Origin of the sequence: Streptomyces sp. NPDC005794, from assembly GCF_042871445.1 — a bacterium.
GTDB lineage: Bacteria > Actinomycetota > Actinomycetes > Streptomycetales > Streptomycetaceae > Streptomyces.
The window spans coordinates 58706-76547 of sequence record NZ_JBIAIN010000019.1 but is presented as its reverse complement, the minus strand read 5'-3'; the positions used below and the strand labels follow the sequence as shown (position 1 = coordinate 76547).

15 protein-coding genes and 1 pseudogene are annotated in these 17842 nt (G+C 72.3%); 8 read left to right on the top strand and 8 right to left on the bottom strand.

Features of this window, described 5'->3' with window-relative positions; translation table 11 throughout:
- Nucleotides 1-106: 106 nt before the first annotated feature.
- Complete coding sequence (gene hrpB / locus ACFYQ5_RS27410) at nt 107-2623, bottom strand: ATP-dependent helicase HrpB (protein ID WP_389201331.1); 2517 nt, start codon at nt 2621-2623, stop codon at nt 107-109.
- Nucleotides 2624-2648: 25 nt separating this feature from the next.
- Nucleotides 2649-3473 carry a class I SAM-dependent methyltransferase gene (locus tag ACFYQ5_RS27405; RefSeq protein WP_389201329.1) on the bottom strand — a complete coding sequence of 275 codons (825 nt, stop codon included), beginning with the start codon at nt 3471-3473 and terminating at the stop codon, nt 2649-2651.
- A 398-nt stretch (nt 3474-3871) separates the two neighbouring features.
- On the opposite strand from ACFYQ5_RS27405, the gene rpsA reads away from it, so the two are divergent.
- On the top strand, nt 3872-5395 hold the full coding sequence (gene rpsA / locus ACFYQ5_RS27400; protein ID WP_389201327.1) for a 30S ribosomal protein S1: 1524 nt from the start codon (nt 3872-3874) through the stop codon (nt 5393-5395).
- Between the two features lie 102 nt (nt 5396-5497).
- Here the strand turns inward: rpsA and ACFYQ5_RS27395 are convergent.
- A pseudogene (locus ACFYQ5_RS27395) lies at nt 5498-5971 on the bottom strand (sheath polysaccharide-degrading enzyme); the annotation flags it as partial.
- Between the two features lie 406 nt (nt 5972-6377).
- Here ACFYQ5_RS27395 and ACFYQ5_RS27390 point away from each other — a divergent pair.
- The 3 genes from ACFYQ5_RS27390 (at nt 6378) to ACFYQ5_RS27380 (ending at nt 8458) form a co-directional block, all read left to right on the top strand.
- Nucleotides 6378-7316, top strand: a complete 939-nt coding sequence (locus ACFYQ5_RS27390; RefSeq protein WP_389201325.1) for a PAC2 family protein — start codon at nt 6378-6380, stop codon at nt 7314-7316.
- Nucleotides 7317-7413: 97 nt separating this feature from the next.
- Entirely contained in the window at nt 7414-8016 is a 603-nt protein-coding gene (gene coaE / locus ACFYQ5_RS27385) for a dephospho-CoA kinase (protein WP_389201323.1), read from the top strand.
- Nucleotides 8017-8089: 73 nt separating this feature from the next.
- Nucleotides 8090-8458, top strand: a complete 369-nt coding sequence (locus ACFYQ5_RS27380) for a tetratricopeptide repeat protein (protein ID WP_145802325.1) — start codon at nt 8090-8092, stop codon at nt 8456-8458.
- Nucleotides 8459-8494: 36 nt separating this feature from the next.
- Here the strand turns inward: ACFYQ5_RS27380 and ACFYQ5_RS27375 are convergent, their stop codons facing one another.
- Nucleotides 8495-8773, bottom strand: a complete 279-nt coding sequence (locus tag ACFYQ5_RS27375) for a DUF6343 family protein (RefSeq protein WP_389201322.1) — start codon at nt 8771-8773, stop codon at nt 8495-8497.
- 362 nt (nt 8774-9135) lie between these two features.
- Here ACFYQ5_RS27375 and ACFYQ5_RS27370 point away from each other — a divergent pair, with 362 nt between their 5' ends.
- Entirely contained in the window at nt 9136-9597 is a 462-nt protein-coding gene (locus tag ACFYQ5_RS27370) for a DoxX family protein (protein ID WP_389201320.1), read from the top strand.
- Here ACFYQ5_RS27370 and ACFYQ5_RS27365 read toward each other — a convergent pair.
- Complete coding sequence (locus ACFYQ5_RS27365; protein WP_389201319.1) at nt 9591-9947, bottom strand: hypothetical protein; 357 nt, start codon at nt 9945-9947, stop codon at nt 9591-9593. The genes ACFYQ5_RS27370 and ACFYQ5_RS27365 overlap by 7 nt on opposite strands.
- A 220-nt stretch (nt 9948-10167) precedes the next feature.
- Here ACFYQ5_RS27365 and ACFYQ5_RS27360 point away from each other — a divergent pair, with 220 nt between their 5' ends.
- From ACFYQ5_RS27360 to ACFYQ5_RS27350, 3 genes are all read left to right on the top strand, one after another.
- The gene (locus ACFYQ5_RS27360) at nt 10168-11196 is read left to right on the top strand and encodes an SPFH domain-containing protein (RefSeq protein ID WP_389201317.1); all 1029 of its coding nucleotides are present in this window, start codon (nt 10168-10170) and stop codon (nt 11194-11196) included.
- A 122-nt stretch (nt 11197-11318) separates the two neighbouring features.
- The gene (locus tag ACFYQ5_RS27355; protein ID WP_389201314.1) at nt 11319-14270 is read left to right on the top strand and encodes an SNF2-related protein; all 2952 of its coding nucleotides are present in this window, start codon (nt 11319-11321) and stop codon (nt 14268-14270) included.
- Complete coding sequence (locus tag ACFYQ5_RS27350) at nt 14267-15544, top strand: SWIM zinc finger family protein (RefSeq protein WP_389201312.1); 1278 nt, start codon at nt 14267-14269, stop codon at nt 15542-15544. The genes ACFYQ5_RS27355 and ACFYQ5_RS27350 overlap by 4 nt, the downstream gene beginning before the upstream one ends.
- Before the next feature lie 19 nt (nt 15545-15563).
- On the opposite strand, the gene ACFYQ5_RS27345 is transcribed toward ACFYQ5_RS27350, so the two are convergent.
- The 3 genes from ACFYQ5_RS27345 to ACFYQ5_RS27335 all read right to left on the bottom strand — a co-directional run bounded on the left by ACFYQ5_RS27345 (nt 15564) and on the right by ACFYQ5_RS27335 (nt 17807).
- Entirely contained in the window at nt 15564-15872 is a 309-nt protein-coding gene (locus ACFYQ5_RS27345; RefSeq protein WP_389201310.1) for a hypothetical protein, read from the bottom strand.
- 97 nt (nt 15873-15969) lie between these two features.
- On the bottom strand, nt 15970-16599 hold the full coding sequence (locus tag ACFYQ5_RS27340; protein WP_389201308.1) for a peptidase: 630 nt from the start codon (nt 16597-16599) through the stop codon (nt 15970-15972).
- Complete coding sequence (locus ACFYQ5_RS27335; RefSeq protein WP_389201306.1) at nt 16596-17807, bottom strand: pyridoxal phosphate-dependent aminotransferase; 1212 nt, start codon at nt 17805-17807, stop codon at nt 16596-16598. Before ACFYQ5_RS27335 ends, ACFYQ5_RS27340 begins: the two co-directional genes overlap by 4 nt.
- Between the last annotated feature and the right edge of the window lie 35 nt (nt 17808-17842).

The window sequence follows — 17842 nt, the reverse complement described above, 5'->3', positions numbered from 1 at the left end:
TGCTAGGGGTGCATGCCGATCTTTCCCACGTGACCCCGGGACCACATCACGCGCCTCCGGCCCGGCAGCGCCGGGCCGCCGCCCCCTCGGGATGTGTCGACAGGCCCTACCCCCGGCGCAGCCGAGCCGAGGTGAAGCGGGTCGCCACCGTCGTCGTCGGGTCCTCGGGCCACGGGTGCTTCGGGTAGCGGCCGCGCAGTTCCGCCCGTACGCCCCTGTACCCCTCCCGCCAGAACGACGCCAGGTCCGCCGTCACCGCCGCCGGGCGCCCGGCGGGGGACAGCAGATGGACCAGGACGGGCACCCCGGCCACCCTGGGTGTCTCGCTCAGCCCGAAGAGCTCCTGGAGCTTCACCGCGAGCACCGGCTGCTCGCCGCCGTACTCCACCCGGATCCTGGACCCGCTCGGCACCTCGATCCGCTCCGGGGCGAGCTCGTCCAGCCGGGCGGCGTCGCCCGTCGCCCACGGAAGCAGCCGCCGCAGCGCCTGCCCCGCGTCGATCCGCGCCAGATCCGAGCGCCGCCCGGCCCGCGACAGCTCGGGCTCCAGCCATTCGCCGGCGCGTGCCAGCAGCGCGTCGTCCGACACGTCGGGCCACGGCGGCCCCAGGACCCGGTGCAGAAACGCGAGCCGCAACCGCAGCTGCTCGCTGTCCCGGGTCCACCGCAGCAGTCCTGGCCCCTCGCGGCGCAGCCCCTCGAGCAGAGCGTCGCGTACCGGTTCCGGGGCCGGCCGGCGCAGTGCGCGTACCGACAGCTCGACGGCCCCGAGGCGTTCCACGGAACGCGCGACCACGTCGCCGTCCGCCCAGCGGACCTCCTCACCGGAGAACCGCAGGTGCCCGGCGGCCAGCCGTGCGGTGCCCTCGTCGACGACGGCCGCCAGCCGCACCCTCGCGGACGCGGCATGGGAGGGCCGGTCGGCGACCGCGACGGCGATCCACGGTGCGCTGCGCAGGCGTGAGCCGTCCCGCAGTTCCGCGCCCGTGCCCGACACCATGAGGAACGCCCCCTCGCCCCGGGCTCGCGCCACCCGTTCCGGGAACGCCAGTGCCGCCACCAGCCCCACGGCGGCGTCGTCCGGGCCGGCGCCGGAGTCCCCGGAGGAGCCGGACTTCGAGGAGCCGAGGGACTGCGAGAGCCGCCGCACCTCCTGCCGCCAGCGTGCCGCGTAACCGTCCCCGCCGCGCCGTGCCGTACGCAGCGCGTGCGCCAGGTCGTCGCCGTAATCCCGTGGCGGCTCCTCGCTGAGCAGCGCGACCACTTCCGCGGCCCGGCGCCCGCCGACCTCGCCCGCGCCGTCCAGGAGGGCACGGGCCAGCCGGGGGTGCAGGCCGAGCCGGGACATCCGTACGCCCCGGCTCGTCGCGCGTCCCGTGGCGTCGACCGCTCCGACCGCCGTCAGTACCTCCCGTGCCGCACCCATGGCGCCGACGGGCGGCGGGTCCAGGAGTGCCAGCCCGGAGGCGTCCGGATCGCCCCAGCACGCCGCCTGCAGCGCGAACGCCGCGAGGTCGGCCACCTTGATCTCGGGGGAGGGGAACGCGGCGAGGCGACCGTTCTCGGCCTGCTCCCAGCAGCGGTACACCGCGCCCGGGGCCTCGCGCCCCGCGCGGCCCGCGCGCTGGCGCCCCGCTGCCCGGGACGCCCGTACGGTCGTCAGGGCGCCCAGCCCGCGCGCATGGTCGGTACGCGGTTCCCTGGCGAGGCCGGAATCCACCACGACCCGCACTCCGGGCACCGTCAGGGACGACTCCGCCACGGACGTCGCCAGCACCACCCGGCGCCCGCCCGACGGCCCGGCCAGCACAGCGTCCTGCACGGCCGCCGGAGCGCGCCCGTGCACCTGGAGCACCTCGGCGTCCACACCCGCGAGCTGTCCGGCCACCCGGCCGATCTCCCCGACTCCGGGCAGGAAGCACAGGACGTCACCGTCCCGCTCGGCGAGCGCCCGTCGCACCACCGAGGCCACATGTGTCAGCAGGGCCGGATCCACCCTCATCCCGTGCGGCGGCCGTACGGGACCGGCCGGTGGCGCCCACACCACCTCGACCGGATGGGACACACCCCGTGCCTCGACGACGGGGGCGTCGCCCAGCAGCCGCGCCCAGCCCGCGGCGTCCGTCGTCGCCGACGCCGCGACCAGACGCAGATCGGGCCTGATCGTCCCGCGTACATCGAGGAGGAACGCCGCGGCCGTGTCCGCGTCCAGATGGCGCTCGTGGCACTCGTCGATGATCACCACGTCGACCCCGGTCAGCTCCTGGTCACGCTGCAGCCGCTGCAGCAGCACCCCGGTGGTCACGACCTCCACCACCGTGTTTGGCCCCACCGCCCGCTCGCCGCGCACCGTGAACCCGACCCGTTCGCCGGTCCGCTCGCCGAGCAGCCACGCCATCCGCCGCGCGGCGGCCCGGGCGGCGATCCGGCGGGGCTCGGCGACCAGTACGCGGCGCGCCGGGCCGCCGCCGGTCAGCCCGGCGAGCACCAGGGGCACGAGGGTCGTCTTGCCGGTCCCGGGCGGCGCGCAGAGCACCGCGGCCCCCCGCTCGTCGAGCGCCCGTTCGAGGGCGGGCACGGCGGTGCGTACGGGCAACTGGTCCAGGGCGTCGGTGCGGATCACGCCCCCAGTGTCGTACGCCGGTCCCTCACGAGGAGCGGTGGTCCCGCTCGCAGACGAAGATCGCGGTCCCGGGGATCAGGTGGCCGCGCAGCGGGGACCAGCCGCCCCACTCCTGGTCGTTCCAGGCCGGCCACTCCGGCTCCACGAGATCGACCAGCCGGAAGCCGCCCGCGACCACGTCCCGCACCCGGTCGCCCAGCGTCCTGTGGTGTTCCACGTACACCGCGTCGCCGTGCTCGTCCTGTTCCACGTACGGCACGCGGTCGAAGTAGGAGGCGGCGACGGAGAGCCCCTCGGGCCCCGGCTCGTCGGGGAACGCCCAGCGGATCGGGTGGGTCACCGAGAAGACCCAGCGGCCCCCGGGCCGCAGTACCCGGTGCACCTCGCGGAACACCTGGACGGGGTCGGCGACGAAGGGCACCGCGCCGTAGGCGGAGCAGGCCAGGTCGAAGGAGCCGTCCCGGAAGGGGAGCCGTCCGGCGTCGGCTTCCACGAGGGGGACGCCGCCGCCGATGCGCAGCGCGTGCTGGAGCTGGCGGTGGGAGAGGTCCAGGGCCACCGGGTGGGCGCCCCGGGCGGCGAGCCAGCGCGAGCACTGGGCGGCGCCGGCCCCGATCTCCAGGACGTGCAGCCCCTTCAGGTCCGCGGCCGGGCCCAGCAGGGAGGCCTCGGCCTCGTCCAGCCCCTCCGGGCCCCAGACGAAGCGGTCGTCCCCGAGGAACGCCCCGTGGTCGCTCTGGTACTCGTCGGCGTTCCGGTCCCACCAGCCGCGGCTCGCCCGGCTGCTCTCCGCCTCACCGGCTGTCCGCCGGGTCGCTTCGGGTTCGGACTCGTAGATCTCTTGGCTCATCGTGCCCGTCGTTGTAGTTTGCCTTCACCCGCCTCGCGCGGGTGCCTCCACGGGCCGTGCGGGTGAGTGCGCCCGTGTGTGCGACACACCGCTGTGGCCGATGTGGCCTCGGCGAACGTGAGTTGTGCCGGGATTGGGGTGTGGTGCCCCGGGTGTGCGCCTTCGCGCATTGACCCTGTCCGGCTGCCCCCGTATGCTACAAGTTGCGCTGCGAGCCTGCGCGCTTCAGACCTAGCAGGCCGCGCTCGCGTCTGTTGCATGTCCCCTCGGTTGTCGAGGCCCCTTCTGGATCATTCGGGTGGGTGCTTCCCAGGCTGTTCCGGCGTCTGCAGAGGCGATACGGGCTTTCGGCGTAGCAGTACCTACGACTCACTGTCCGTACCGGAGCCCTTACCCACATGACGAGCAGCACCGAGACCACCGCCACCACTCCGCAGGTTGCGGTCAACGACATCGGCGACGCGGACGCGTTCCTCGCGGCGATCGACGAGACGATCAAGTACTTCAACGACGGCGACATCGTTGACGGTGTCATCGTCAAGGTTGACCGCGACGAGGTCCTCCTCGACATCGGTTACAAGACCGAAGGTGTCATCCCGAGCCGCGAGCTCTCGATCAAGCACGACGTCGACCCGAACGAGGTCGTCAAGGTCGGCGACGAGATCGAGGCCCTGGTCCTCCAGAAGGAGGACAAGGAAGGCCGCCTGATCCTCTCGAAGAAGCGCGCTCAGTACGAGCGCGCCTGGGGCACCATCGAGAAGATCAAGGAAGAAGACGGCATCGTCACCGGTACCGTCATCGAGGTCGTCAAGGGTGGTCTCATCCTCGACATCGGCCTCCGTGGCTTCCTCCCGGCGTCGCTCGTCGAGATGCGTCGTGTCCGCGACCTCCAGCCCTACGTGGGCAAGGAGCTCGAGGCCAAGATCATCGAGCTGGACAAGAACCGCAACAACGTGGTCCTGTCCCGCCGTGCCTGGCTCGAGCAGACGCAGTCCGAGGTCCGCCAGACGTTCCTCACGACCCTGCAGAAGGGTCAGGTCCGCTCCGGCGTCGTCTCCTCGATCGTCAACTTCGGTGCCTTCGTGGACCTGGGCGGCGTCGACGGTCTCGTGCACGTCTCCGAGCTGTCCTGGAAGCACATCGACCACCCCTCCGAGGTTGTCGAGGTCGGCCAGGAAGTCACCGTCGAGGTCCTCGACGTCGACATGGACCGTGAGCGCGTCTCGCTGTCGCTCAAGGCGACGCAGGAAGACCCGTGGCAGCAGTTCGCCCGTACGCACCAGATCGGGCAGGTCGTTCCCGGTAAGGTCACCAAGCTCGTTCCGTTCGGTGCGTTCGTGCGCGTCGACGAGGGCATCGAGGGTCTGGTCCACATCTCCGAGCTGGCCGAGCGCCACGTGGAGATCCCGGAGCAGGTCGTCCAGGTCAACGACGAGATCTTCGTCAAGGTCATCGACATCGACCTCGAGCGCCGTCGCATCAGCCTCTCGCTGAAGCAGGCCAACGAGGCCTTCGGTGGCGACCCGGCCTCGGTCGAGTTCGACCCGACGCTGTACGGCATGGCCGCGTCGTACGACGACCAGGGCAACTACATCTACCCCGAGGGCTTCGACCCCGAGACCAACGACTGGCTCGAGGGCTTCGAGGCTCAGCGCGAGGTCTGGGAGACCCAGTACGCCGAGGCGCAGCAGCGCTTCGAGCAGCACCAGGCCCAGGTCATCAAGTCCCGCGAGGCCGACGAGGCTGCCGCTGCCGAGGGCGCTGCTGCCCCGGCCGGCGCTGCCCCGGCTGCCTCCGGCGGCAGCGGTGGCGGCGGTGGCGGCGGTTCGTACTCCTCGGAGTCCGCGGACAACGCCGGCGCCCTGGCGTCGGACGAGGCCCTGGCTGCCCTGCGCGAGAAGCTGGCCGGCGGTCAGAGCTGACGCTCTGACCCCAGCCGCTCATCGGCTGCAGTAGCTGTAGAGCTGTAGGTGAGGCCCGTCCCCTTCGGGGGGCGGGCCTCACTCGTGTCCGGGCGCGGGTTCTCAGGGCGTCACGGCGATGTTCGTCAGCCCCTTGCCGCCGGTGACCGTGTTGTCGGCGTACACGGTGGTACGGCAGCTCGTGCTCCGGTTGGTGACGTGGACGGCGAGCTGGGTGCCGCCGGTGGCACCGGTCAGGTCCGAGGCGTTGTCACGGAAGACGGTGCCGCAGCCCCAGCCGTTCTGCGGGGAGTGCGTCTCGTAACCACTGTTCGTGGTGCGGACGCCCTTGTTGTCCTCGACCAGCACCTCGTTGCCCTTCACGTCGACCCAGGAGTCGTCGTAGTTGGCGCCGGTCAGCCCGCCGCCGTCGAAGGTGTTGCCGATGATCTGGACGCCGTCGCTCCGGTCGGTGAGGTCGCCCGCCGATCCCACATGGACTCCCTCGCCCATGCCCCGGCCGTCGTGGCCGGTGTCATGGATCCGGGAGTTCCGCAGGACGCCGTCCCGGCTGGACGTGCGGAAGTGGACGCCCTCCCGCGCAGCGTATGAGCTGGGCAGGGCGGGGCGCGGCTGTACGGTGCTGGAGGCCCGAGGCCGCACCGGCGGGAGCACCTTCACCGTCCGGGGCGGCGATACGACCACCGGCACCTACGGCAACGAGCGGGCCGTCCGCTTCGGCGACGGCCGGCACATGAACGCCCGGCCCGGACGGATCCCGCAGTGGATGGTCACCCTCGACTACTGCCGTGAACTCGGCGTCCCCGTCGAGGTGTTCCAGTCACACCGACGCCTGGCAGCACGGGGCGTTCACTCCGCGCGGAAGGCTGTGACGGCGCTGCGCATCCGGCTCCTCGCACGACCGCGAGGGAAAGGGCCCGGGCGGGAATGCCGTGGCCCGGCGGGGTGTTCTTGTCCAGGAACACGAGGAGGAGCGGTAACCGTGCCTGAACCGCAGAGTTTGTACGAATGGGAGCCGAAGGGCCTGGCCGTCGTCGACATGGCGCTCGCCCAGGAGTCGGCCGGCCTGGTCATGCTCTACCACTTCGACGGGTACATCGACGCGGGTGAGACCGGCGAGCAGATCGTCGACGGCCTGATCGAGACGCTGCCGCACCAGACCGTGGCCCGCTTCGACCACGACCGGCTCGTCGACTACCGGGCGCGCCGCCCGCTGCTGACCTTCAGGCGTGACCGGTACACGGCGTTCGAGGCGCCCACCCTTGAGGTGAAGGTCGTCCAGGACGCCACGGGCGCCCCCTTCCTCCTCCTCTCCGGACCGGAGCCCGACGTCGAGTGGGAGAGGTTCGCCGCCGCCGTGGAACAGATCGTGGAGAGGCTCGGTGTCCGCCTCGCGGTCAGCTTCCACGGCATCCCGATGGGCGTCCCGCACACCCGCCCGGTCGGCCTCACCCCGCACGGCAACCGCACGGACCTGATGCCCGGGCACCGCAGCCCCTTCGACGAGGCGCAGGTCCCCGGTTCCGCCGAGGCACTCGTGGAGTACCGGCTGATGGAGGCCGGGCACGACGCCCTCGGCGTCGCCGCCCATGTGCCGCACTACGTCGCCAGGTCCTCCTACCCGGACGCCGCGCTCACCGCCCTGGAGGCGATCACCGCGGCGACCGGGCTGGTCCTGCCGAGCGTCGCGCACACCCTGCGCACCGAGGCGCACCGCACCCAGACGGAGATCGACCGGCAGGTCGGCCAGGGTGACGAGGAGCTCGTCTCGCTGGTCGAGGGGCTGGAGCACCAGTACGACGCGCTCGCGGGGTCCGAGACCCGGGGCAACCTGGTCGCGGAGCCGGTCGACCTGCCGTCGGCGGACGAGATCGGCCTCGAATTCGAACGCTTCCTCGCGGAACGTGAAGGCGATTCCTGAGGTGGTCTCCGTCCGGCGCCCGGCGTGATCCGAACGAGAGGTCCTGAGGGCTGTCCCGCCAGGGACTGCGGGACAGCCCTCAGACTAGGCTCGTCCCATGCTGAAAGTGGGCCTGACCGGCGGGATCGGCGCCGGCAAGAGCGAAGTGTCACGGCTGCTCGCACGCTACGGAGCCGTACTGATCGACGCCGACCGGATCGCCCGCGAGGTCGTCGAGCCCGGAACTCCCGGGCTCACGGCCGTCGTCGAGGCGTTCGGTCCCGGAATCCTCACGTCCGACGGCTCCCTGGACCGGCCGGCGCTCGGCTCGATCGTCTTCGCCGACCCCGAACGCCTGGCCACGCTCAACGCCATCGTCCACCCGCTCGTCCGGACACGTTCCGCGGAGCTGGAGCGGGCGGCCGGGCCCGGCGCGGTCGTCGTCCACGACGTTCCGCTGCTCACGGAGAACGGCCTCGCCCCGCTCTACGACCTGGTCGTGGTCGTCGACGCGAAGCCCGGGACGCAGCTCGACCGGCTCGTACGGCTGCGCGGCATGACGGAGCCCGACGCCCGCGCCCGGATGGCGGCGCAGGCCACGCGCGAGGAGCGGCTGGCCGTCGCCGATCTCGTCGTCGACAACGACGGACCCCTGGAGGACCTGGAACCCCAGGTCCGCACGCTCTGGTCGGATCTCACCGCTCGTGCGGCCACCGGCTGACCCGGCGTCCGGCCGGAATACGGGTGCCCGGACGGATGTTGCAGAGCGGAAGGCTAAGGGAAGGATGACGACCGTGCCCGAGAGGAACCCGGAAACGCATGTCATCGATTTCCGCGCGGCGGAGCAACTGCTCGCCGCCCGGGATCCGCGGGGTGCGGTCAAGCTGCTCGACTCGGTGATAGCCGCCCACCCGGAGAACACGGCGGCCCGGCTGCTGCGTGCCCGGGCCTTCTTCGCCGCCGCCCAACTGCGCCCGGCCGAGCTCGAATTCGAGCTGGTCCTGGAGCGTGAGCCGGACAACGCCTTCGCTCACTTCGCCCTGGCCCGCACCTTCCAGCGTGCCGGCCGGCCCGAACAGGCCACCCGGCACTTCCGGCTGGCCGCCGCGCTCGACCCGAACCCGGAGTACCTGCGGGCCGCCCGCTTCGACGACCGCCCCTGACGGCACCCGGCCGCGCGGCTGCCCGCTCGGGAGGGCTCAGCGGCGGTAGCGGCCCCGCCCGCCCCGGTCGGGTTCGTACGGCGGGATGTCCCGGCCCGGCTGGTAGTGCGGCCCCTGTCGCAGGCGGTGGACCACGACGCACAGGTCCGTGACCGTGATCACCAGCAGCACCCCGCAGGCCGCCGCCCAGCCGGCGCGTCCGGTCGCCACGAAGGCCACCAGGCCGAACAAGGCCCAGACCATGCCCCACAGACTCAGCCAGAGCCGCATCCGCAGCGGGCTGCGTGCGGTGGACGGTTCATTTCCGGTACGCATCACCATCGCCTCTTCTCCAGCATGACCCAGCGGTACGGCGTACGGAAACCGGCGGGCGGACGAGGGGGAGCGGGCTGTGGCCACGACGCGAGTTCCTCTCCCTGGACGGCCCGCGCCGTGCCCACGGCGAGCGGGGCGTACACGGTCCCGTCGATGTCGTCGGCCGGATCACTGACGGCGTAGGGTGCCGGCCCGGCCCAGGCCCAAGCAGCCCTGGAAGAAGGCGGATCGGGGGCCCGCGGGACGATGAGTTCCGGAGCCCGGCGCCGTCTACCTCTCTGAAAAGCGCCGGAAAGCGTGGCGGCAGCAGCCGCACCCCGTGCCGGCGCACGTCATCCACGAGCCCCAACGAGGAGACCGCCATGTCCGGAACCTTCACCCCTGCTTCGCTCACCGCGCCGAACGCCCCCGCCGCGCCGCGCGGACGCGTGGCCTCCGCCGCCCTGACCGGGGCCCGCGTCGTCCTCGCGCTGTTCCTCGGCTTCAGCGCGGTGGCCAAGCTCGTCCCCCACGCGTCAGCCGTCGAGTCGTTCGACCGGATGGGCTGGGGCAGCGGCGCGATGTACGTCATCGGCGGCATGGAACTGGCGGGTGCGGTGGCCCTGCTGATCCCGCTGCTCGCGGGGGTGGCGGCCATCGCCCTTGTCGGACTGCTGGCCGGCGCGTCCGTCGTCCAGCTGACGCTGCTCGACCCCCCGAACGCGGTCATGCCCGCCCTGCTCGTCGTTCTGGTCGTCCTCATCGCCCGGGACCGGCGGGAGCGGACGGCCCAGCTGTTCGCACTGCTCCACGGGCGTGGGCGTGCGCCCCACGCCGGTCAGTGAACGAATCTGTAGCTGCGCCAGGGCAGGGCGCTCTGGGCGTTGGTGTCGGAGAACGTGGTGGCCACGTAGGCCGTCCCACGCCCGGAGCAGTCGCGGGTGGTGTAGAGGATCATGTCGACCAGGGTCCGGTTCTCGACCTTCTCCGCGCCGGCGGGCTCCATCGTGTGGCATCCCTTCACCGACGGGCTGTGCACGGTGACGACCTCGTCCCGTCCGGTGGTGTAGGAGACCGGTCCCACCGCCGTACGCCCGAGGCCTGAACAGCCCGTGGCGACCAGGGCGAGCAGGGCGGCACCGGCGGCGATGCCGGTACGTCGGCGGAGAACGCTGGGGGGCGCGGTGACGGACATGGGCGGGTCCTCGTCTGCTCGTCCGGCTCATCGGTACGTCACAGGGACGTGCTGGCGCTGGCCAGCCTGCCCGGTCCCCCGGGCACCGGCACCCGGTGCGCGGCCGGCCGGGGCCACCGGCACCCGGCCGGAGGTTCATGAGTGCATGAATCGGGCATATCGTGGTAATAGGGCATGATGTGCGGGTGCGGGAACGTACCCCCGGAGTCAGGGGGCCGTGATGGTCCAGGAGCTGTTGATCGCATTGGTGGCAGTGCTCTCGGGTGGCCTGCTGTACGCCATGGCCGCGGCCCGGGTGGTCAAACAGTACGAGCGAGGCGTGGTGCTCCGGCTGGGCAGGCTCCACGACGCGGTGCGGTCACCGGGCTTCACCATGATCGTCCCGGGCATCGACCGGCTCCGTAAGGTGAATATGCAGATCGTGACGATGCCGGTCCCCGCCCAGGACGGGATCACCCGGGACAACGTCACCGTGCGGGTGGACGCCGTCATCTACTTCAAGGTGGTGGATCCGGCGAGCGCCGTGATCCAGGTGGAGGACTACCGCTTCGCGGTCTCCCAGATGGCGCAGACCTCCCTCCGGTCGATCATCGGAAAGAGCGACCTGGACGATCTGCTGTCCAACCGCGAGAAGCTGAACCAAGGACTGGAACTGATGATCGACAGCCCGTCCGTGGGCTGGGGTGTGCAGATCGACCGGGTCGAGATCAAGGACGTCTCGCTGCCGGAGACGATGAAGCGGTCCATGGCCCGGCAGGCCGAGGCCGACCGTGAGCGGCGTGCCAGGGTCATCAACGCCGACGCGGAGCTGCAGGCGTCGAAGAAGCTCGCCCAGGCCGCGCAGCAGATGTCCACCCAGCCGGCGGCGCTGCAACTGCGGCTGCTGCAGACGGTGGTCGCGGTCGCGGCCGAGAAGAACTCCACGCTGGTCCTCCCCTTCCCGGTGGAGCTGCTCCGCTTCCTGGAGCGCGCGCAGCAGGGGCCGCAGCCGCCCGTCGCGGCGGGGCAGCCGCAGGACACGCCGCACGAGCAGCCGGATTCCGGCCGTCCGGCGGGCTCGTCCGCCGTGGATCCGCCGGCTCCGGCCGTGCCCCTCGTGGAGCCTTCGGTCACGGAGCAGACCTTCACGGACCAGCCGCTGCCCGACGCGCCGCTCGGGGGTCCCGATCCGGAGGCGGACGGGGTGCCGGAGTTCGATCCGGAACGGCCGTCCGACCAGCCCCGTCGCACATCCTTCACCCGTCACTGAGGCGCCTGTCCGCCCGCTCCACCTGTGGAAACACGGCCGGGGCGGGCGCTGTCACACCCCCCGCCTAGACTCGCGAAGACAGGAGAAGTGCAACAGGACCGAGGCAGGAGGGGGCGATGGACATGACGTGGCAGACGCGGGACGTCATCGCCGACCGGCTGTTGCGGTGCGCCGCGGTCTTCCTCCCGGGAGCGCTGCCCCGGGACGGCCGGATCGCCTTCTGGGACCCCGAAGGGACCGTCGGCCTCACAGGCCCCGGCGCGAGCTCCGCAGCGGTGTTCCCCGCCGCCGGAGCTTCCCGCTCCGACGCGGGCTTCCCGGGCGCCGGGCAGGCGTACACCCTCACCGAGCTCACGGTCGTCGGCCGGCACGACACGGACGGTGCCCGCGCCCGCACCGTGCCCGCCGTGGTGCTTCCCGTCGCGGACGCGGTGCCCCTTCTCGCGCACGCCAGGCACCGCGCCGTGGCCCACCCCGCCACCCGCGCGTGGGGAGCCGCGGCCCTGCACGCCCTGACCCTCGTGGCGCGCGGCAGGCTGCTGCCCGGACTGACGGCCGGTGACCACGACGCCTGGCGGGCCGGGCCGCGCGACGCGGAGGACATCGCCCATCTGAGGGCCGTCGCCGCCTCGATGCCGCCCGAGGGACACGCCGTCCCGCTGGACGGCACCACCCTGCGTGTCCCCGAAGCCCGCGCGCTGCTCAGCGCGTTCCTCGACGCCGTCGCCGACACCCTGCCCAGGACGCCCGCCGCAGGCCACGCCATGGGAGCGCCGTTCGCCGCCCACGAGGCTCAGCACCTGCCGGACGCCCGGGCCTGGGCCGTCGAGGTGGCCGCCGGACTCGACGCGGGGGTGCGGATCTCGCTCCGGCTCGACCTCTCGGCGTACGACCTCTTCGACTCCTCCGGTGCCGCCGGGGAAGCGGCCGGGGACGGGGACTCGCCCGGCATTCCGGCCGCCACGCGCCATGCCGCCGCGGCCGTCACCCAGGTGCACAGCCTGGCCGACCCGACGTACGTCACCGACGCGGCCACACTGTGGAGCGGCGGGGTGGGCGAGCCCTTCGGGCCGAGGGCCCGGATCGACGCCGTGCTCGCGCTGCGCCGTGCCGCCCGCGTCTGGCCGCCGCTGGAGCGGCTGCTGGACCAGCCCGTCCCCGATGTGCTCGCCGTCACCGAGGACGAGCTCTACGAGCTGATCGGCGCGGCCGGAGCACGGCTCGCCGCGGCAGGGGTGGCGGTCCACTGGCCCCGGGAGCTCGCCCGCTCGCTCACCGCGGCAGCCGTCGTCCGGCCCGCGCCGGGGTCGGCCACCGACGGCACCTCCTTCTTCGACGCCGAGCAGCTCTTCGCGTTCAACTGGCAGCTCTCCCTGGGCGACGACCGGCTCACCGAGGCGGAGATGGACACCCTGGCCGAGGCCCACCGGCCGGTGGTGCGGCTGCGTGACCAGTGGGTCGTCGTGGATCCCGCCCTCGTCCGCAAGGCACGCAAGCGCGAGCTCGGTCTCCTGGACCCGGTGGACGCGCTCGCCGTCGCCCTCACCGGCAGCGCCAAGGTCGACGGCGAACAGGTCGAAGCCGTGCCGGCCGGAGCCCTCGGCGTGCTCCGCGCGCGCCTCCTGGACGAGGACGCCACCCTCCCCGCGCCGCCCGGTCTCGACGCCACCCTCCGCGACTACCAACTCCGCGGCCTGGCCTGGCTGGACCGTATGACCTCGCTCGGCCTCGGCGGCTGTCTCGCCGACGACATGGGCCTGGGCAAGACGATCACCGTCATCGCGCTCCATCTGCACCGCGCCCACGCGGCCCCGACCCTGGTGGTCTGTCCCGCCTCCCTCCTCGGCAACTGGCACCGCGAGATCAACCGCTTCGCACCCGGTGTCCCCGTGCGCCGCTTCCACGGCACCGACCGCACGCTGGGCGGCTCCGACGGCGGCTTCGTCCTCACGACCTACGGCACGATGCGCTCCGGCGCGGAGCAGCTCGCCGGGCACACCTGGGGACTGGTCGTCGCCGACGAGGCACAGCACGTCAAGAATCCGCACTCCTCGACGGCCAGGGCGCTGCGCACCATTCCCGCCCCGGCCCGCGTCGCGCTGACCGGCACCCCCGTCGAGAACAACCTCTCCGAGCTGTGGGCTCTGCTCGACTGGACGACGCCCGGCCTGCTCGGCCCGCTCAAGGCGTTCCGCGCCCGGCACGCCAGGATCGTCGAGAACACCGGCACCGCCGCCGGCCTGGGCAACGAGGACGCGGTGGAGCGGCTCTCCCGCCTGGTCCGCCCCTTCCTGCTGCGCCGCAAGAAGTCCGACCCGGGCATCGCGCCCGAGCTGCCGCCCAAGACCGAGACCGACCACCCCGTCTTCCTCACCCGGGAGCAGGCCACGCTCTACGAGGCGGCCGTCCGCGAGACGATGGCGTTCATCGAGCAGTCGGAGGGCATCGCCCGGCGTGGACTGATCATGAAGCTGCTGGGCTCGCTCAAGCAGATCTGCAACCACCCCGCGCAGTATCTGAAGGAGGAGCCGACCCGGCTCACGGGACGCTCCGGCAAGCTCGCCCTGCTCGACGAGCTCCTCGACACGATCCTGTCCGAGGACGCCTCCGTCCTGATCTTCACCCAGTACGTGTCGATGGCCCGGCTCCTCTCCGCCCACCTCGCCTCCCGCGCCATCCCCTCCCAGCTGCTGCACGGCGGTACGCCGGTGCCCGAGCGGGAGCGGATGGTGGACGGCTTCCAGTCCGGCGAGGTCCCCGTCTTCCTGCTCTCCCTCAAGGCGGCGGGCACCGGACTCAATCTCACCCGGGCCGCCCATGTCATCCATTACGACCGCTGGTGGAACCCGGCGGTGGAGGAGCAGGCCACCGACCGTGCGTACCGCATCGGCCAGACCCAGCCCGTGCAGGTGCACCGGCTGATCGCCGAGGGCACCGTCGAGGACCGGATCAGCGAACTCCTGGAGTCCAAGAGAGCCCTCGCCGACGCGGTGCTCGGGTCCGGCGAGGCCGCCCTGACGGAGCTGAGCGACCGTGACCTGGCCGACCTCGTCTCGCTCCGGAGGACGTCATGAGTCCCGGTGGGAGCCCCGCGGCCCGCCCCGGCCCCGACGATCTGCGGCGCACCTTCGAAGCGGTACCCGCCCGTGCCTCCGACGCCGAGGGGCCCTTCGCGGCCAGCTGGTGGGGCCGTGCCTGGGTGGACGCCCTGGAAACCCTGTCGATGGACGAGGGGCGCCTCGCCCGCGGGCGTACGTACGCCGACGGCGGACATGTCGCCGCGATCACCGTCACCCCCGGCCGGGTCATCGCCTACGTCCACGGCAGCCGCCCCCGCCCCTACCGCGCGGAGTTGCGCCTGCGCACGTTCTCGGCGTCCGACTGGGACACGTTCCTGGACGCCGTCGCCGCCCGGCCGGGGCATCTGTCCGCGCTCCTCGACAAGGAGATGCCGCACTCCCTGGTCGACACGGCGGGTGAGACCGGCATACGACTGCTGCCCGCCGCAGGCGATCTGGACCCCGACTGCTCCTGCCCGGACCGGAGCTGGCCCTGCAAGCACGTGGCGGCGCTGTGCTTCCAGACGGCACGGCTCCTGGACAGCGACCCGTTCGTCCTCCTGCTGATGCGTGGCCGGGGCGAGCGTGAACTCCTCGACGAGCTGGGCCGCCGCAACGCCGAGCACTCCGCGCGCGAGCGCCCCGAGACCCCCGCGATGCCCTCGGTCGCGGCCGTGGAGGCCCTGGCCGACCGCTTCCTGCCGCCGCTGCCGGCGCCCCTGCCCGTGCCGCCGTACCCCGGCGAGCCGCCGTCCTACCCCGAGCTGCCCGGCGCACGCGATCCGCTGGGCCTCGACCACCTCGCCACGGACGCCGCGGCGCGCGCCCATGCGCTGCTCACCACCGGGGACGACCCGCTCGCCGGGCTCAGCACCTGGCAGGACGCCGTGCGCATCGCCGCGTCCCGCCCCACGGCCGGGCTCACCGCCACGACCCGGGCGCTCTACCGCGAGCTGGCCTTCGCCACCGGCCGCAGCACCACGGACCTGGCCCGGGCCGTCGCCGCCTGGCGACAGGGAGGGGCGGAGGGACTGGAGGTGCTGGAAACCCCATGGGACCCGCCGGCCGGTCCGTTCGACCGGGCGAGGCCGGCCCTCGCGGCGGCCGACTTCCCGCGCTTCCAGCCCTGGCGCAACCACCTGACCAACGCCGGGGGCACCCTCCAGCTCCGCTTCGGTCACGACAGCCGCTGGTACGGCTACGAATCCGACCCGGGCGAGGACGACTGGTGGCCCCGGGCCACGCCGGACCCCGACCCGGTCGCCGCCCTCACGGCGCTGCGGGGCTGACGCACCGCGGGCCGGACCGTCAGCTCTGCAGGAACACCAGCAGCGCGATGATCAGGACCGCGCACAGCGGGAGCATCACCCGACGCGCCTTACGGAAGGACTCGTTCTCCTGATCCGCCCGTCCTCGGGAGGCATCGTGGGAATCGGCCAGATGCTCCCAGGCCATGGCGTCGGTCCGCCGCGTGGTGAGCAGCGACGGGGACCAGCCGCAGTGCGCGCAGACCAGGAAATCGCGGTACGGGTCGTACCGGAAGTCACGCTCGACGTTGACCGTGAACACCTGGTCGCCGGGACCGATGGCGGTGAAGTGGCGTATGGCCGCACCCATGTCGATTGCTCCCCTGATCGTGCTCGTCGTGACCCCGGCCCATGACCCCGGAACAGTAGCGAACGCCGGGACCATCGACCACCGTGAAGGTGAGCCGCTACGCGTCCGTCGCCGGAGCGGCGGGAAGGGAGACCCCGCGGCCGGCGAAGAAGCGCTCGAAGACCGGCAGAGGAAGGTCCGCCGCGCGAGTCGTGGCCGTCGTCCCCGACGGGTTGTGGAAGTGGACGCCGGCCCCGTCCGCCGTTCGGGAGGTCAGCAGCACCAGATGGCCGCCGCGCCCCGGGGCGGGTCGTTCCGGGTGCCGGATTCCGTAGTGCACCGAGGCCATCACCCTTCGGCCCTCGTCCAGCAGGTCCAGGACGCCGGCAGGGGAGAGGTGCCGGTGGACGACCGCGTCGAGACCGTGTACCTCGGAGGCGTACCGGGCGAAGGGGGCGTAGACCAGTCCCCTGATCACCCCGTCGGCGTCCTCCGTGTACGCGTCGTACGTCAACGCCCCGTCCCGCAGGGCGAACAGGGGCGGCGCCCCGGTGCCGAGCGCCATGCGCAGGCAGGTCATACCGCACAGATGACCTGCCCAGCGCGCGTACTCGGCGGATGACGCCGCGCCGGAGTCCGCCCAGCGGGGGTCTGCGGCGGGATCGAGCCCGCCCTCCACGATCGCCTCCACCAGACCGGGCGAGGCGAACTGTGTGTGGACGGGGGTGCGGCAGACCCGGCAGGTCACTGGCGGTATCCGTTCAGGAAGCGGCCGATGCGGCTGATGGCGGCGTCCAGGTCGTCGGCGTGCGGAAGGGTGAGGATGCGGAAGTGGTCCGGGCGCGGCCAGTTGAAGCCGGTGCCCTGCACCACCTGGATCTTCTCCTGCAGCAGCAGATCCAGGACGAAGCGTTCGTCGTCGACGATGGGGTGGACCTTCGGGTCGATGCGCGGGAAGGCGTACAGCGCGCCCTTCGGCTTCACGCACGACACCCCGGGGATCTCGTTCAGCCGTTCCCAGGCCCGGTCGCGCTGCTCGTGGAGCCTGCCGCCCGGGGCGACCAGGTCCCGGATCGACTGCCGGCCTCCGAGCGCAGCCTGGATCGCGTACTGGGCGGGGGCGTTGGGGCACAGCCGCATGGAGGCGAGCATGGTGAGCCCTTCCAGATAGCTGCGGGCGTGCTGCTGCGGGCCCGACACCACCATCCAGCCCGAGCGGAATCCCGCGACACGGTACGTCTTGGACAGCCCGCTGAAGGTGAGACAGAGCAGGTCGGGCGCCAGTACCGCCACGCTGTGGTGCTCGGCGTCGTCGTAGAGGATCTGGTCGTAGATCTCGTCGGCGAACACCATCAGCCCGTGCCTGCGCGCCAGGTCGAGCATGCCGTCGAGGACTTCCCGGGAGTAGACGGCGCCCGTCGGGTTGTTCGGGTTGATGATCACCATGGCCCGGGTGCGGTCGGTGATCTTCGCGGCCATGTCGGCGAGATCGGGGTTCCAGTCCGCGCCCTCGTCGCAGGTGTAGTGCACGGCCTTCCCGCCCGCGAGCGTGGTGACGGCGGTCCACAGCGGATAGTCGGGGCTCGGGATGAGGATCTCGTCGCCGTCCTCCAGGAGGCCCTGCACGGCCATCGAGATCAGCTCGGAGACCCCGTTGCCGAGGAAGATGTCGTCCACGTCGACATCGGCCAGCCCCATCGCCTGATAGCGCTGCGCGACGGCGCGGCGCGCGGACAGGATGCCGCGCGAGTCGGTGTAGCCGTGTGCCTGGGGGAGCATCCGGATCATGTCCTGGACGATCTCCTCCGGTGCCTCGAAACCGAAGAGCGCCGGATTGCCCGTGTTGAGACGGAGCACGCTGTGGCCTGCCTCCTCCAGGGCGTTGGCCTGCTCGATGACCGGGCCCCGGATCTCGTAACAGACCTCGTTGAGCTTGCTGGACTGCCGGAACTCCATGCGGTGCCTCCCCGACCTGATTGCGTTACTTGGTT

Coding starts and splice junctions, on each gene's coding strand:
- ACFYQ5_RS27375 (WP_389201322.1), bottom strand. CDS start 8,773: ATGCGTACCGGAAATGAACCGTCCACCGCACGCAGCCCGCTGCGGATG.
- ACFYQ5_RS27350 (WP_389201312.1), top strand. CDS start 14,267: ATGAGTCCCGGTGGGAGCCCCGCGGCCCGCCCCGGCCCCGACGATCTG.
- ACFYQ5_RS27370 (WP_389201320.1), top strand. CDS start 9,136: ATGTCCGGAACCTTCACCCCTGCTTCGCTCACCGCGCCGAACGCCCCC.
- ACFYQ5_RS27335 (WP_389201306.1), bottom strand. CDS start 17,807: ATGGAGTTCCGGCAGTCCAGCAAGCTCAACGAGGTCTGTTACGAGATC.
- ACFYQ5_RS27405 (WP_389201329.1), bottom strand. CDS start 3,473: ATGAGCCAAGAGATCTACGAGTCCGAACCCGAAGCGACCCGGCGGACA.
- ACFYQ5_RS27355 (WP_389201314.1), top strand. CDS start 11,319: ATGACGTGGCAGACGCGGGACGTCATCGCCGACCGGCTGTTGCGGTGC.
- ACFYQ5_RS27345 (WP_389201310.1), bottom strand. CDS start 15,872: ATGGGTGCGGCCATACGCCACTTCACCGCCATCGGTCCCGGCGACCAG.
- ACFYQ5_RS27365 (WP_389201319.1), bottom strand. CDS start 9,947: ATGTCCGTCACCGCGCCCCCCAGCGTTCTCCGCCGACGTACCGGCATC.
- coaE (WP_389201323.1), top strand. CDS start 7,414: ATGCTGAAAGTGGGCCTGACCGGCGGGATCGGCGCCGGCAAGAGCGAA.
- ACFYQ5_RS27360 (WP_389201317.1), top strand. CDS start 10,168: ATGGTCCAGGAGCTGTTGATCGCATTGGTGGCAGTGCTCTCGGGTGGC.
- rpsA (WP_389201327.1), top strand. CDS start 3,872: ATGACGAGCAGCACCGAGACCACCGCCACCACTCCGCAGGTTGCGGTC.